This window comes from Enhydrobacter sp., assembly GCF_030246845.1.
Classification (GTDB): domain Bacteria; phylum Pseudomonadota; class Alphaproteobacteria; order Reyranellales; family Reyranellaceae; genus Reyranella.
Genome location: NZ_CP126889.1, coordinates 2,686,026 through 2,699,914, shown reverse-complemented (window position 1 = coordinate 2,699,914; position 13,889 = coordinate 2,686,026). Strand labels below are relative to the sequence as shown.

The following is a 13,889-nucleotide window of genomic DNA, read 5'->3' as shown; positions in this document are numbered from 1 at the left end:
CGCGCTGCTCAGTTCGCGCGGTAGCGCGCCGGGACCTCGATGCCGAGGAAGCGCGCGCAATTCAGCCCCAGCACCTTGGCGCGCGTCTCGTCGGAGAGCTGCCCCATCGTGCGCTCGATCGCCTCGGCCGAGTGCGGCCAGGTCCCTTCATGGTGTGGGTAGTCGTTGGCCCACATGAAGTTGCCAGAAAGACCGTGGCTCTCGGCGAGGTCGAGGCCCGCCTTGTCCTCCTGGAACGAGGAAAAGCCGTGCGCCCTGTAATATTCGCTGGGCAGGTTCTTGAGCTTGGGCCGCACCCAGAAGTGATGCTTCTTGTAAGCCTCGTCCATCGCCTCGAGCAGCCAGGGCACCCAGCCGATGCCGGCCTCGATGGTCGCGAAGCGCAGCGTCGGGAAACGCTCCAGCACCCCGGAGGCGCAGAGATTGGCCACCGGCTCGATGGTGGGCGACAGCGAATGCGAGACGTAGTTCACGACCGCGCCGCCATTGCCGCGTGCCGCGCGAGGATCGCGTCCCGTCGAGACATGGAAGGTGATCGGCAGGTTGGCGTCGGTGATTGCCGCCCATAGCGGATCGAAGTGCGGGAGATTGTAATTCACATGATTGCTGTCGTGGCTGCCCCACACCGGCTTGCAGGGCAGGGTCAGGCACTTGAAGCCGAGCTTGGCCAGCCGCTGCACCTCGGCGATCGAGCCTTCGAGATCGCCGGTCGCGAGCGCGCCGGCCGGGATCATGCGGTCCTGGTGCGCGCCGAACTGCTCCCAGGCCCAGTCGTTCCAGACGCGGCACTGCGCCATCGCGAACTGCGGGTCGGGCGTCGCCCACATGGCCAGACCCTTGTTGGGGAAGATCAGCTCGACGTCGATGCCGTCACGGTCGTGATCGGCCAGCCGCCCCAGCGGATCGGCGCCGGCCTTGTTGCGCGCCATGTCCTCGCCCTCGAGGGTCGAGAGCCGCAGACGATCGGGCCGATAGCCCTCGCACACACGCCACTGCACACCATCCTTGTCGGTCACGACGCGCGGCAGGCGCTCGTGATACTTCTTGTCCATCCGCTCGAACCAGAGATTGGCCGGCTCGTTGGCATGGCCGTCGGCCGACACCATGAAGTACTTTTTCGCAGCGTCGGGGCGGGCGCTGCGCGGCCAGTGGGAGGCGCCGGGCGTGTCGAGACGCCAAAGGTTCGGCGCATTGACCTCGATCTGGTTCATCGTTTCCTCCTTGCGACTTGTTGCGTCGACGCCTTACTCACCTCGCTTCAGGTCCGCGGCGGAGGCGCTCTCCTGCCGCTCCTCCAGCTCGCGTTCGATGCTGCCCAGCACGCGCTGGCAGATCTCGAGATCGGTCGGCGGAACCTTGGCCAGCAGGCGGCTCTGGATCTCGGTGCCGACCTTCGCCACGCGTATCGCCAGATCGCGGCCGGCCGGCGTGAGATGGATGCCTCGCGCGCGGCGGTCGGTCTCGTCCTCGCGGCGCTCGATCAGGCCGCGACGTTCGAGATTGTCGAGCAGCCGCACGAGCGATGGGCCTTCGATCGAAAGCGCCGTCGCCAGCTCCTTCTGCCGCACGCCGCCGCCCAGCCGCCCGACATAGGCCAGCGGCCGCCAGGTCGCCTCGGTCAGGCCGTAGGCCCGCAGCTCGCCATCGACCGCCTGGCGCAGCCGGCGCGCGATGCGCGCCACGCTGAAGCCGAAGTCGATCTGCTTGGGCCGGGCCATGGGCAGAAAGATAGGATGCTAATCAATTGGCCCGCAAGCCGACGCGGCCGGGAAAATGCGGCGCCAGCCGCCCAGCGAACAGGAAGATTGCGCCACTGCAGTTCGTCACCGGCAGCGTCGACCCTCGGAAATGAAATGGGTGCCTTAAGTCGCAACAGGTTGTGTCAGGGGGATCTTTGGCTGCGTCGATAAAGGATCCCTCGCATTCGCTCGGGATGACGCGACCCCGGGCGGCGCGCTCCGACGAGCGCTCATTGGAGCGCGCCACTGCAGTGGCGCTCATGGGCGTCGAGGAAAGGACGGCGCTGTCCCCTTGTCAGTGGCCTGCCCCTCAGGCGGCCTGCGAAAGATCCTCGCCCGCGAGGGCACGCTCGATCAGGCGCACGACGTTGTCGCGGCCATAGAGCTTGATGAAGGCGCCCATGCGCGGCCCCTGCTCGCTGCCCAGCAGCACTTCGTAAAGGGTCCTGAACCACTGGCGCAGCTCTTCCTTGGCGAAGTGGCGCTTGCCGGTCTCGTAGACCTCGTTCTGGATGAACTCGGCGCTCTCGCTGTCGGGAATGCGGCGCAGCGTGTCGGCGAGATCGCCGAGCGCCACACGCTCCTCTTCGGTCGGCAGCCGGAACTTCTTCGTGCTCTTCACGAAGTCCTGGTAGTAGGCCACCGCGCCCTGCAGCAGGCGGTCGAGATAGGGCGCGTTCTCCGGCGTGGCGCCCGGCACGTAGCGGCGCAGATACTGCCACAGCACGTTCTTGTCGTCCGTGTGCGCGACGCTGGCGAGATTGAGCAGCATGGCGAAGCTGACACCGGCCGCATGATGGTCGACACGCTTGCCGTTGTGGATGTGCCAGGCCGGATTCTCGACGGCCTTCGCCAGCTCCTCGGTCGGCATCTTCTCGACCGAGGCGAGATAGTCGTCGATCGCCCGCGGGATCACGTCGAAATAGAGCCGCTTGGCGCGGCGTGGCGCCTGGAACATGTAGAGGGCCAGCGACTCCGGCGGCGCATAGCGCAGCCATTCCTCGACCGAGAGTCCATTGCCCTTGGATTTGGAGATTTTCCTGCCCCCGGCATCTAGGAAGAGCTCGTAGTTGAAACCCTCCGGTGGCCGGCCGCCCAGCACGTGCACGATCCGGGTGCTGAGCTCGGCGGTCGGAATGAGATCCTTGCCGTACATCTCGTAGTCGACGTCGAGCGCGAACCAGCGGCCCGCCCAGTCGGCCTTCCATTGCAGCTTGACGTTGCCGCCGGTCACCGGCGTCTCGACGGTCGAGCCGTCCTCGTCGCGATAGACGATGGTGCCGGCATCGGGATCGGTCTTGATCAGCGGCACCTGCAGCACGCGGCCGCTCCTGGGCGAGATCGGCAGGAAGATCGAGTAGGTCGCGCGCCGCTCCTCGCCCAGCGTCGGCAGCATGATCGCCTGCACCTCGTCGTAATGGCGCAACATGGCGAGCAGCATCCGGTCGAAGCGTCCGGACCTGTACCAGTCGGTCGCCGACTGGAACTCGTACTCGAAGCCGAACGAGTCGAGGAAGGCGCGCAGGCGTGCATTGTTGGCGGCGCCGAACGACGGATATTCGTTGCTGAACGGATCGGGCACCGAAGTGAGCGGCTTGCCGAGATGCTGGGCCAGCATCTCCTTGTTCGGCACGTTGTCCGGCACCTTGCGCAAGCCGTCCATGTCGTCGGAGAAGCAGAAGAGCCGCGTCGGCACGTCGCTCAGCCGCGTGAAGGCGTGGCGCACCATGGTGGTGCGCACGACCTCGCCGAAGGTGCCAATGTGGGGCAGACCCGACGGCCCGTAGCCGCTCTCGAACAGCACGTAGCCTTTCGCCGGCGCCTTGCCCCCGATGCGGGCGACGAGCTTGCGGGCTTCCTCGAACGGCCACGCGCGCGCGGCCTCGGCGATGGTGCGATCGGACGATGACATGGAGCGGCGAAACTAGGTGCCGAGGCCATTTGCGTCAATGTGACGAGGACGCCAAGCTGCATGGCCTGTCATGACAAGAACACCCCTAGGTCTTGCGTTCGGTGGCCTGCTGGCCATCGCGGCCGGAATCGGCATCGGCCGCTTCGTCTATACGCCCATCCTGCCGCCCATGGTCGAGGCGCTGGGTCTCAGCCAGAGCCAGGCAGGCCTGATCGCCTCGGCGAACTTCGTGGGCTATCTCGCCGGCGCCCTGCTGGCCGCGCTGCGCCTGCCGGGATCGCGGCGCGCCTGGCTGCTGGCCGGCCTCGCGGTGAATGTCGCCTGCCTGGCCGCGATGGGACTCACCGTCTCGCTCACCCTCTTCCTGCTGCTGCGCCTGATCGCGGGCATCGCCTCGGCCTTCATCCTGATCTTCGCTTCGGCGCTGGTGCTCGACCGGCTGGCGGCGGCCGGTCGCAGCCCGCTGTCGGCGGTGCACTTCGCCGGAGTCGGCAGCGGCATCGCGGCGTCGGCCGCCCTGGTCGCACCATTGAGCGACTGGCGTACCATGTGGCTCGCGGGTGCCGCGCTGGCGCTCGTCGCCAGCATTGCGGCGTGGGCGCTGGTCCCGGCGGACCGTCCGGGCGCGCCGGCAACGATGCCGGGAGGGCGTACGAAGCTCGACGGCCGTTTCCTTCGGACCGCAGCGGCCTATGGACTGTTCGGCTTCGGCTACATCATCACCGCGACCTTCATCGTCGCCATGGTGCGCGGCTCGCAGGAGATCGCAGCCCTCGAGCCGTATATCTGGGTGATGTTCGGCCTCGCCGCGGTGCCGTCGGTGGCGCTGTGGACGCGGCTGGGCTGGCGTTGGGGCATTCTCGAGGCCTATGCGGCCGCGGCGATCGTCGAGGCCGTCGGTGTCGCAGCCTCGGCCCTCTGGATCACCGAGGCCACCGTGATCCTGTCGTCGATCCTGGTCGGCGGCACCTTCATGGGCCTCACGGCCCTCGGCCTCATCGCCGCCCGCGAGGGCGAGGGCGATCCGCGCGGCCGCATCGCCCTCATGACGTCGTCCTTCGGCGCCGGCCAGATTCTGGGCCCGGCCTTCGCGGGCTACGCCCATGACCTCACCGGCAGCTTCGCCGTTCCCTCTTGGTGCGCCGCGGCGGCGCTCGTGCTGGCGGCGGTGCTCTGCCGCCCGCGCCGGCGCTAGCTATAGCTAGGCGTGGCCGAGCAAGGTCAACGCCTCGGTCGCCGCGCGCACACCTGACGAATGGGCCCCGGCGAGATCGCCGCCCTCGGTGGCCTCTCCCGCGAAGTAGACGCGGCCATCGTGCGGCTGGGCGAGCACGATGCGGTCCCGGTCGCCCACCTGCCCCTCGCGCGCGACCGACCAGGCGCCACGCGCATAGACGTCCCGCCCCCAACGCGTCGCCACGGCGCCCGCGAAGGCGGACCGCAGGTTCTTGCCGAAGATCTCCGCCAGGGAGGACAGCGCCCAGGCGCCGGCCGCGCTGGGGCCGTTCGCCTCGAGCTGCCGCGCCTCGTCGCCGTCGGCGAGGATGACCGCACCGTTGCGTCCGCCCGGCTGGGCGATGACCTGCAGCACGCGGCCATGCGGCGTCAGCGCCATCACGCGTGCATCGGCCGGCGCCTCGATGGCACGGCGCGAGAAGCCGACGGCCACCTTGTCGAACAGCGCCATGGGCAGGGCCGCGATCGCCGCGCGCTTGTCCGGCTTCAGGGGTGGCGCGAAGCCGATCGCGCCGGCCGCGAGCACGCCGACCGGCACCGTGACGATCGCCGCCCGCGCCTTTATCTCGCCGACCGGCGTCACGATCCGCACCAAAGGACCGGTCGAATCGATGCGCACCACACGCGCGCCCTTCTTCACCGGCACATGCGCCGCCCAGCGTGAAACCAGGAGGCCGACGCCTTCGGGCACGTCCTGCTCGCCCTGGAAGGGCGGCCGTCTCAGAAGCTCGGCCAGCGCCACCTGTTCCAATGGCTCCTTGGGGATCACGACCTGTCTAGGATCGACTCCCGGCAACAGCTTGCGCACCTCCTCGATCTTCTTCTCCAGCTCCTGCGAGACCTTGTCGTAGTGCGCATAGTCCTCGCGACCAAGTTCCTTGCCGTTCACCAGGATCGCGCCGGCACGCGGCGGTGGCGCTGCCTTGGCGCCGAGCTCGCGCGCGAGCGCGCTGCCCGGCACCAGGCCGGCCGCGCCCGTGTCGAACGGGAAGCCGAGCGAGGTATCGGTGAAGGTACGACCGCCGATGCGATCGCGGGCCTCCACGACGAGCACCCGCTTGCCCTTGGCCATCAACGTCCTGGCGGCCGACAGGCCTGCCATGCCGGCGCCGACGATCGCGACATCGAGATCGGCGGCGACGGCCGGGCGCGGCAGCAGCGCCAGCGCCGGAGCCGCCAGCAGGCTACGTCGACGCACGATCAATGCTTCCAGGTGAAGGGAAAGAGCTGCTGGCGGAGATAGCTCGCAGGCATGTAGTCGCCCAGCACGCCGTACTTTCCGGGAAAGCGCCGGTCCGCCTTCACCGCCGTGCCGAACAGATAATCCAGGAAGGCGAAGTGCGCTGCATAGTTGCGGTCGATCGCCTCGCGCTCGGAGCTGTGATGCCAGTGATGGAAGTCCGGCGTTACGACCAGCCATTTGAGCGGCGCCCGGGCGAAAGCCGGCGGCAAGGCGACGTTGGCGTGGTTGAACACGGCCTGGAAGCCCACGATCACGATATAGACGTTCATCGCCGCTTCGGTGAAACCCAGCACGTAGAGGACGCCCAGGATCGAGACGCGCGTGGTCAGCAGCTCGAACAGATGCAGGCGCGAGCCCGCCATCCAATCCATGTATTCGGCGCTGTGGTGCACGGCATGGAAGCGCCACAGGAACGGGATCTCGTGATAGGCGCGATGCGTCCAGTACTGCACGAGGTCGGCCACCAGCAGCACGCCGAACAGCTCGGCGAAGAACGGCAGCCCGCCGACCCATTTCTGCAGCGGCGGATAGACCAACCAGCCGAACAGGCGGTGGATGGCGAAGTTCACGATCACCAGCGCCAGGCCGACCAGCAGGTGGTTGACGATGAAATGCGTGAAATCGATTTGCCAGCCCGGCCGGAACACCGGCTGCTCGCGATGCAGCGGGAACATCTTCTCGATCAGGATGAACACCATGCTGGAGCCGAGGAGGTCCAGCAGGAACCAGTCGAGGCCGATATAGGGCGTGTTGTCGGGAAAATCGCCGATCGGCACGCGATGGCCGCCGAACGCGACCGCGATCGCCAGCAGCGTGAGCGCCGCGCCGTTCAGCCAGCGATTGCGCAGCCGGATCAGGTTGGCGACGGCGAGGCCGCCGGCGACCGCCATGCCCACCAGCATGATCTCGCGCAGCACCTCGACGTCGTATTTTTTCCGGAGGTCGGGCGTCGTCAGATATTCGGGAAAGTGGAAGGCGAGCACGGCCAGCACCGCCATGCCCGACAGGGCAAAGGCGATCACGCCGGTGACCTTGCCGTAGCCGGGCTGCAGCGCCCCCGATTGATGGAAGATGGCGGTCGATCTGGCGAACGCGGTCGGCGGCTTCATGGCGCGTGAGTGTAGTTGCAACCGACGTTCGCTGCATCGGGCAAAAGCGGTGTGCTATTCACCACGCGATGTCCCTCCCGCCTTCCTGGCCGGCTCTTGTCGCCACCGCGCGCGGCGCGTTGTGGCTGTCGGCCGACGGCGAGATCGAGCGGATCGCCGTCGCGGAAGCGGTGTCGCGCGCGGCCGGGGCCTTCCCTCTGGTCTGCCACGGGCCGGCGACGGCGGCGCGCCTGGGGAGCGATGCCCTCGCCGTGCGCGACCTGCTGGAGCTTTACGCCTTCGTGCGGCCGGCGCGCTTTTGCCTGCCGACCGTGCGCGGCCTGTGCGAGGCGCTCGATCTGCCGCTTCCCGCAACACTGGAGGACGCGCTGGCGCGGCTGCCCGACGCGGCGCGCGCCCTGCTCTTCGAGCTCGAGGACATGGCGGCTCTCGCCTCGGCGGATCTCAAGGATACGGCGCTCGTCATGGCGCGCGGCAACTGGCCGTGGGGCAAGGAGGTGCTCGCGGCGCTCGGCCTCGACGCCGATGCGGCGAAGAAGCCGCGGCTCGGCGCCGGCCTCGATGTCTGGAAGAGCCTGCCCGCCTGGGAAGAGCCGCCGCCGGCGACGCCGCCAGGGTCGCTGCCGGTCGAGCCGCGCGAGGCCCGCCTGCGGCTGGCGCAGCTCGTCGCGGCCGGCCCCAACATGGCCGAAGCGCGGCCGACGCAGAGCGACTATGCTTCCGCCGCCTCCGAGGCCTTCGCGCCGCGCGAGGAGGAGGAGAAGCCCAAGGTGGTGCTGGTCGAGGCGGGCACCGGGGTCGGCAAGACGCTGGGCTATGTCGCGCCCGCCTCGCTATGGGCCGAGAAGAACGGCGCGCCGGTCTGGATCGCGACCTACACCCGCAACCTGCAGCGCCAGATCGACGGCGAGCTCGACCGGCTGCATCGCGATTCGGCCGAAAAGCGCCGCCGCGTGGTGATCCGCAAGGGACGCGAGAACTATCTTTGCCTGCTGAACTTCCAGGAAGCCGTGCTGCGCACCGGGCTGGTGCCCGAGAACGCAGTGGGCCTCGGGCTGCTGGCGCGCTGGGCGCTGGCCTCGCGCGACGGCGACATGATCGGCGGCGACCTGCCGGCCTGGCTGATCGACCTGGTCGGCCGCAACCGCGTCGGGCGCCTCGCCGACCGGCGCGGCGAATGCATCTACTCGGCGTGCGAGCACTACCGGAAGTGCTTCGTCGAACGCACCATCCGCCGCGCCCGGCAGGCCGACATCGTGATCGCCAACCACGCGCTCGTCATGGTGCAGGCGGTTATGGGCGGGCTCGACGACGCCACGCGCCCGCTGCGCTACGTGTTCGACGAGGGCCATCACCTGTTCGACGCCGCCGACGGCGCGTTCGGGGCGCATCTCAGCGGCGTCGAGGGCTCGGATCTCAGGCGCTGGATCCTGGGCGCCGAGGGCCGCCGTGGCAGCCGCGCGCGCGGCCTCGAGCGCCGCGTGCAGGATCTGCTGGGCGAGGACCAGGAGGCGCAGAACGCGCTGCGACGCCTGCTCGACCTGGCGCGCCGCCTGCCCGCCCCCAACTGGCAGACGCGCCTCGCTGACGGCACGGTGCTGGGACCGGCGGAGGAGTTCCTGGCGCTGGTACGCCAGCAGGTGCGCGCGCGCGCCGCCGGCGACGACCAGGGCTTCGGCCTGGAATGCGACATCCGTCCGCTCAATCCCGGCCTGATCGAGGCGGCCGATGCGGTGGCCAGCCTTTTCGAGCAGATGCTGGTCCCGGTGCGCCGGCTGCGGGCCACGCTGCGGGCGAAGCTCGAGGCCGAGGCCGACAAGCTCGACTCCGGCCAGCGCGGGCGCATCGAAGGCGTGGCCCGCTCGCTCGCCAACCGCTGCGAGCTCACGCTTGAGGCCTGGCGCGCCATGCTGCGCGGCCTGCACGGGGACACCGATCCGGCTTTCGTCGACTGGTTCGCGATCGAGCGCAGCCAGAACCGCGAGATCGATGTCGGCATGTACCGCCACTACCTCGACCCCACCGAGCCGTTCGTGAACGCGGTGATCAAGCCGGCGCACGGCGCCGTCATCACCTCGGCGACGCTGCGCGATTCGCTGGGCCTGCCGGCCCCGGCCAACGACGACGTCGAACGGACCGCGGGCTTCCAGCACGCTCACGAGCGGGCTGGAAGCCCGCGGTCCAGCGAAGCGCCTGCCGACTGGTTCGCGGCCGAGGCACGCACGGGCACGCGGCATCTGCTGGCACCCGCCATGCGCGCGGCGATGGCCTCGCCCTTCGACTATGCGCGCTCGACGCGTGTGCTGATCGTGCGGGACGTGAGGCGCGATGATGCCGAGCAGGTGGCGGCGGCCTATCGCGAGCTGTTCCTGGCGGCGGGCGGCGGCGCGCTCGGCCTGTTCACCGCCATCGGCCGGTTGCGCGCCACCCACCAGCGCATCGCCGCTGCGCTGGAGGAGGCGGGCCTGCCGCTTTACGCCCAGCATGTCGGCGGCATGGATGCGGCGACCCTGGTCGATATCTTCCGGGCCGAGGAGCAATCGTGCCTGCTCGGCACCGACGCGGTGCGCGACGGCGTCGACGTGCCGGGCCGCTCGCTCAGGCTGATCGTGTTCGACCGCGTGCCCTGGCCGCGCCCCGACATCCTGCACCGCGCCCGCAAGGCGGCGTGGAAGGCCGCCGGCGCGGGTGCCAACGCCTACGACGACATGCTGGCGCGGCTGCGCCTCAAGCAGGCCTACGGCCGGCTGATCCGGCGGGCCGACGATCGCGGCGTGTTCGTGATGCTCGATTCGCGCCTGCCGTCCCGCCTGCTCGGCGCCTTCCCGCCGGGCGTGCCGGTCGAGCGCCTCGGACTCGCCGAGGCCGTTACCGCCGTGCGGGCATTCCTGCATCAGCCGTGATTCACTCCGGCCGAAATCTGCTACCGTCCACGAAGAACAGAAAAGTTCGGGAGGATCGTTCAGTGAGCAGATTCGTGTTGCCGCGCCGTCGGGCGCTCGTCCTGTCCGGTGGCGCTCTGGTCGCCCCCATGATCGCGTCGGGGATCGCGCGCGCCGCCGACGACTGGCCGAGCAAGCCGGTGCGCTACATCAACGTCTTTCCGGCCGGCGGTCCGACCGACACGCTGTCCCGCATCGTCTGCAACGAGCTCGCCGAGCTCACCGGCCAGCAGTTCATCGTCGAGAACAAGGCCGGCTCCGGCGGCAATATCGGCACCGACGCCATCGCCAAGTCCGCGCCCGACGGCTACACGATCGGGCTCTACACCATCGCCTCGCAGTCGATCGCGCCCACGCTCTACGCCAAGCTGAGCTTCGACGTGGAGAAGGATTTCACCGCCGTCGCCATGCTCTGGTCGGTCTGCAACATGCTGATGACGCGGCTCGACCTGCCGGCCAAGACCGTGCCCGACCTGATCAAGCTGGTGAAGGCGAGCCCGGGCAAGTACTCCTTCGCCTCGTCCGGCGCCGGCACCACGCCGCACATCACCGGAGAGCTCTTCAAGCAGCTCGCCGAGGTGAACCTGCTGCACGTGCCCTATCGCGGCAGCGCACCGGCCTGGCAGGACCTGCTGGCGGGCCAGGTCGACATGATGTTCGACAACATCCCCGGCCCGCTGAACCTGATGCGCGGCGGCAAGGTGAACGGGCTCGCCGTGACGTCGCTCAAGCGCCATCCCGCCGTGCCGGACGTGCCGACCATGGCGGAGTTCCTGCCCGGCTTCGAGATCACCTCCTGGGGCGGCATCTGCGGGCCGGCCGGCCTACCGCCGGCGATGGTCGAGAAGTGCGCGGCGCTCGCCAAGAAGGCGCTGGAAAGCGACGCCGTGAAGGTGGCGTATGAAAAGCAGGGCGCCGTCCCCTTCTGGCTGAGTCCGGCCGACACCGCCGCCTATCGCGCCGCCGACGAGAAGCGGCTGGCGCCCGTCATCAAGGCGTCGGGCGCGAAGGTGGAGTAAGCGGGACGGCGGGCGTCCCTTTCCTGTCGCACACGTTGCTTGACATAATTTGAACCGAGGTTCATTTCTTTGGCCAAGAACTGAACCGAGGTTCAGAGCATGGCCTATCGCCGGACCGAGCGGGTGCAGGAGCAACTGCAGGACAAGCGGGACCGCATCCTGCAGGCGGTGCGCGCGGTGGTGGCCGAGGTCGGCTTCCGCGGCGCGCAGGTGGCGATGGTGGCCGAGGCCGCCGAGGTCGCGACCGGCACGGTCTATCGCCATTTCCCGTCCAAGGGCGAGCTGTTCGCCGAGGCGCTGGCGCTGAATGCCGGCCACGAGGTCGCGGTCGTGGCCGCGGTGGCCAAGAGCGACGGTCCGGCGGCGGCGCGGCTCGCCGATGCGCTGCGCGTTTTCGCGCTGCGTGCGGTGCGGGCGCGCCGGCTCGCCTACGCCATGATCGCCGAGCCCGCCGAGCCCGAAGTGGACGCCGCCCGCCTGGTCTATCGCCGCGCCTTCGCCGACGTGTTCGAGACCCTGATCGCGGACGGCGTCAGGAACGGCGAGTTCCCGCCGCAGAATGCACGCGCCGCCGCGGCCTGCGTGATGGGCGCGCTGAACGAGGCGCTGATCGGCCCGCTCGCGCCCGAGGCCAAGCCGCAGAAAGGCGATGCGCCGACCATCAAGGCGCTGGTCGACGCGATCGTCGCCTTCTGCCTGCAGGCCGTATCGGCACATCCCTATGCCCGCACGCCCACCCTTCGCCCCGTGGAGTCATCCTCATGACGATGCTCAGCACGACCGACATCGCCGCTCCCGCCGAGGCACCGCTCGAGGCGCCGTGGCACACCCTGTTCGAACGCCTGCTGGCCGAGCTCGACGGAGGGGCGCCCGCAGCGGCCGAGGGTGGGACGGCGAGCCTCGATCCCGCGATCTACGGCGACCCCGCCCACTTCGCGCGCGAGCGCGAGCGGCTGTTCCTCCGCCTGCCGCTCTGCCTCGGCCATATCGACCAGCTCGCGCCGGGCAGCGTCATCGCCCGCGAGGTGTGCGGCGTGCCGCTGCTGATCGCGCGGGCGCGTGACGGCGCGGCGCATGTGCTGCTCAACGTCTGCCGCCATCGCGGCGCGCGCGTGCTGCCCGAGCAGGAGACGGTGTGCCGGCGGCAGAGCCTCGCCTGCCCCTACCACAACTGGACCTATCGCCTCGACGGCGGCCTCGCCGGCATTCCGCGGGCGGAAGCCTTTCCGGGAATCGACAAGGCGCGGCTCGGCCTGCGCGCCCTGCCCTCGGCCGTGCGCCACGGATTGATCTTCGCCGTGCTCGATCCCGAGGCCGGCCCGATCGACCTCGCGGATCATCTCGGCGGCCTCGACCGGGACCTCGACGCGATCGGCATGGGTCGGCACCGCTTCTACCGCCAGCACGCCGTCCGGCGCGCCACCAACTGGAAGCTGATCGTCGACGCCTTCCTCGAGGTCTATCACGTGACGCGCCTGCACGCCGGCACGATCGGCCCCTTCTTCCGCGATTCGGTGTCGGCCGGCGAGCCGGTGGGCCGGCACCTGCGCTACCTCGTGGCGCGCGAGACGACGGACGAGATCCGCACCCTGCCGCCCGGGCGCTGGAGCCCGCAGCGCCACGCCACGATGGTGCATCTCGTCTTTCCCAACTCGGTGATCGTCTACCACCCCGACTACATCAGCCATCTCGGCCTGTTCCCGACGGCGGCCGACGAGACGCTGTTCGTGCACACGATGCTGACGCCCGAGAAGCCCGCCGACGAGAAGGCCGAGACGCACTGGGCGCGCTCCTTCGAGCTGATGGACAGCGGCGTCTTCAACGACGAGGACCTCGCCACCTGCGAACAGATCCAGCGCGGGCTAAAGAGCGGTGCCAACGACCGGCTGGTCCTCGGGCGGCTGGAACAGAACTTGAAGTGGTTTCATGCGGGGGTGGAGGAAGCGATTGTTCGAGAGGACTACCGTTAGCGCTTTAGCGAACCGCGGCGCCGCGGACCAGGGCCTGGAGCCGATGGTCGATCCTCGGGAACTGTCGCGAACGTCAACGAGGACAAGTCCGCCCCCGGATCGGCGAGCTTGCGGAGGGCAAGCTGGTATCCCTGTCCCAGCAATTCGTACTGGCCCCTCATCGCCATCAGGAAGCCGTCGATGGCGGTCTTCGGGCATTGCGCCGGATGCCGGGCGATCTGCCGGCGCGCCCGTTGCTCCGACCATTCGACGTTCCGCTGCCGGTCGATCTCGTGCGGCACGAACAGGTAGTCGTCGAAGATCAGGATGCCGCCCACCTTCAGGCGCGGCCACGAATGGACCGCGTCCGACAGGATGGCAAAGGGCCGGTGATCGCCGTCGATGTAGATGAAGTCGAACGCGCCGCTCAGGGTCGGCACAACCGCGTCGCTCGATGCGCGATGGATGGTCACGCGACGGCGCCAAGGCTCGACGTTCGACAGGAAGCGCCGGTAATAGTCGTTCCGGAAGGGATCGACGCAGTCGATGCGGCTCGTCCCGTCGGTCAAGACGTTCTCGAGCAGCCACGCCGTGGCGCGGCCCTCGAAGCTGCCGATCTCGAGGGCGCGGACGCCGGGCCTGTCCTTGAACTCGGCCAGCCAGCAGCGCCAGTTTTCGATATTGTGCGAGAACCAGTCGCGGGTGAAGTGGCGAGCCATTCTCCTGACGTCCCTCCGAAG

General features: G+C 69.1%; 10 protein-coding genes and 1 pseudogene. 5 read left to right on the top strand and 6 right to left on the bottom strand.

The window, feature by feature from the left end:
- Positions 1–8: 8 nt before the first annotated feature.
- From OJF58_RS13570 to OJF58_RS13560, 3 genes are all read right to left on the bottom strand, one after another.
- Positions 9–1,211, bottom strand: coding sequence for an amidohydrolase family protein (locus OJF58_RS13570; protein WP_300785081.1), 1,203 nt, complete (start codon positions 1,209–1,211; stop codon positions 9–11).
- A gap of 33 nt (positions 1,212–1,244) precedes the next feature.
- The gene (locus OJF58_RS13565; RefSeq protein ID WP_300785079.1) at positions 1,245–1,718 is read right to left on the bottom strand and encodes a MarR family transcriptional regulator; all 474 of its coding nucleotides are present in this window, start codon (positions 1,716–1,718) and stop codon (positions 1,245–1,247) included.
- 331 nt (positions 1,719–2,049) lie between these two features.
- Positions 2,050–3,651 carry a lysine--tRNA ligase gene (locus OJF58_RS13560; RefSeq protein WP_300785076.1) on the bottom strand — a complete coding sequence of 534 codons (1,602 nt, stop codon included), beginning with the start codon at positions 3,649–3,651 and terminating at the stop codon, positions 2,050–2,052.
- Positions 3,652–3,721: 70 nt separating this feature from the next.
- Between OJF58_RS13560 and OJF58_RS13555 the strand changes: the two genes are divergently transcribed.
- Complete coding sequence (locus tag OJF58_RS13555) at positions 3,722–4,846, top strand: YbfB/YjiJ family MFS transporter (RefSeq protein ID WP_300785074.1); 1,125 nt, start codon at positions 3,722–3,724, stop codon at positions 4,844–4,846.
- Positions 4,847–4,888: 42 nt separating this feature from the next.
- Here the strand turns inward: OJF58_RS13555 and OJF58_RS13550 are convergent.
- Both OJF58_RS13550 and OJF58_RS13540 read right to left on the bottom strand, forming a co-directional pair.
- Positions 4,889–6,013, bottom strand: a pseudogene (locus tag OJF58_RS13550) (NAD(P)/FAD-dependent oxidoreductase); the annotation flags it as partial.
- A 74-nt stretch (positions 6,014–6,087) separates the two neighbouring features.
- Positions 6,088–7,239: a sterol desaturase family protein gene (locus OJF58_RS13540; RefSeq protein WP_300785072.1), complete on the bottom strand. Its 1,152-nt coding sequence runs from the start codon at positions 7,237–7,239 to the stop codon at positions 6,088–6,090.
- 68 nt (positions 7,240–7,307) lie between these two features.
- Between OJF58_RS13540 and OJF58_RS13535 the strand changes: the two genes are divergently transcribed.
- The 4 genes from OJF58_RS13535 (at position 7,308) to OJF58_RS13520 (ending at position 13,170) form a co-directional block, all read left to right on the top strand.
- The gene (locus OJF58_RS13535) at positions 7,308–10,142 is read left to right on the top strand and encodes an ATP-dependent DNA helicase (RefSeq protein WP_300785070.1); all 2,835 of its coding nucleotides are present in this window, start codon (positions 7,308–7,310) and stop codon (positions 10,140–10,142) included.
- Between the two features lie 62 nt (positions 10,143–10,204).
- On the top strand, positions 10,205–11,200 hold the full coding sequence (locus tag OJF58_RS13530; protein WP_300785068.1) for a tripartite tricarboxylate transporter substrate binding protein: 996 nt from the start codon (positions 10,205–10,207) through the stop codon (positions 11,198–11,200).
- 99 nt (positions 11,201–11,299) lie between these two features.
- Positions 11,300–11,965 carry a TetR/AcrR family transcriptional regulator gene (locus tag OJF58_RS13525; RefSeq protein WP_300785067.1) on the top strand — a complete coding sequence of 222 codons (666 nt, stop codon included), beginning with the start codon at positions 11,300–11,302 and terminating at the stop codon, positions 11,963–11,965.
- Entirely contained in the window at positions 11,962–13,170 is a 1,209-nt protein-coding gene (locus OJF58_RS13520) for an SRPBCC family protein (protein WP_300785066.1), read from the top strand. The genes OJF58_RS13525 and OJF58_RS13520 overlap by 4 nt, the downstream gene beginning before the upstream one ends.
- Here OJF58_RS13520 and OJF58_RS13515 read toward each other — a convergent pair.
- Positions 13,167–13,868 (bottom strand): class I SAM-dependent methyltransferase, encoded by a 702-nt coding sequence (locus OJF58_RS13515; RefSeq protein WP_300785064.1) that lies wholly within the window; start codon positions 13,866–13,868, stop codon positions 13,167–13,169. The two genes, OJF58_RS13520 and OJF58_RS13515, sit on opposite strands and share 4 nt — an antisense overlap.
- Positions 13,869–13,889: the final 21 nt, after the last annotated feature.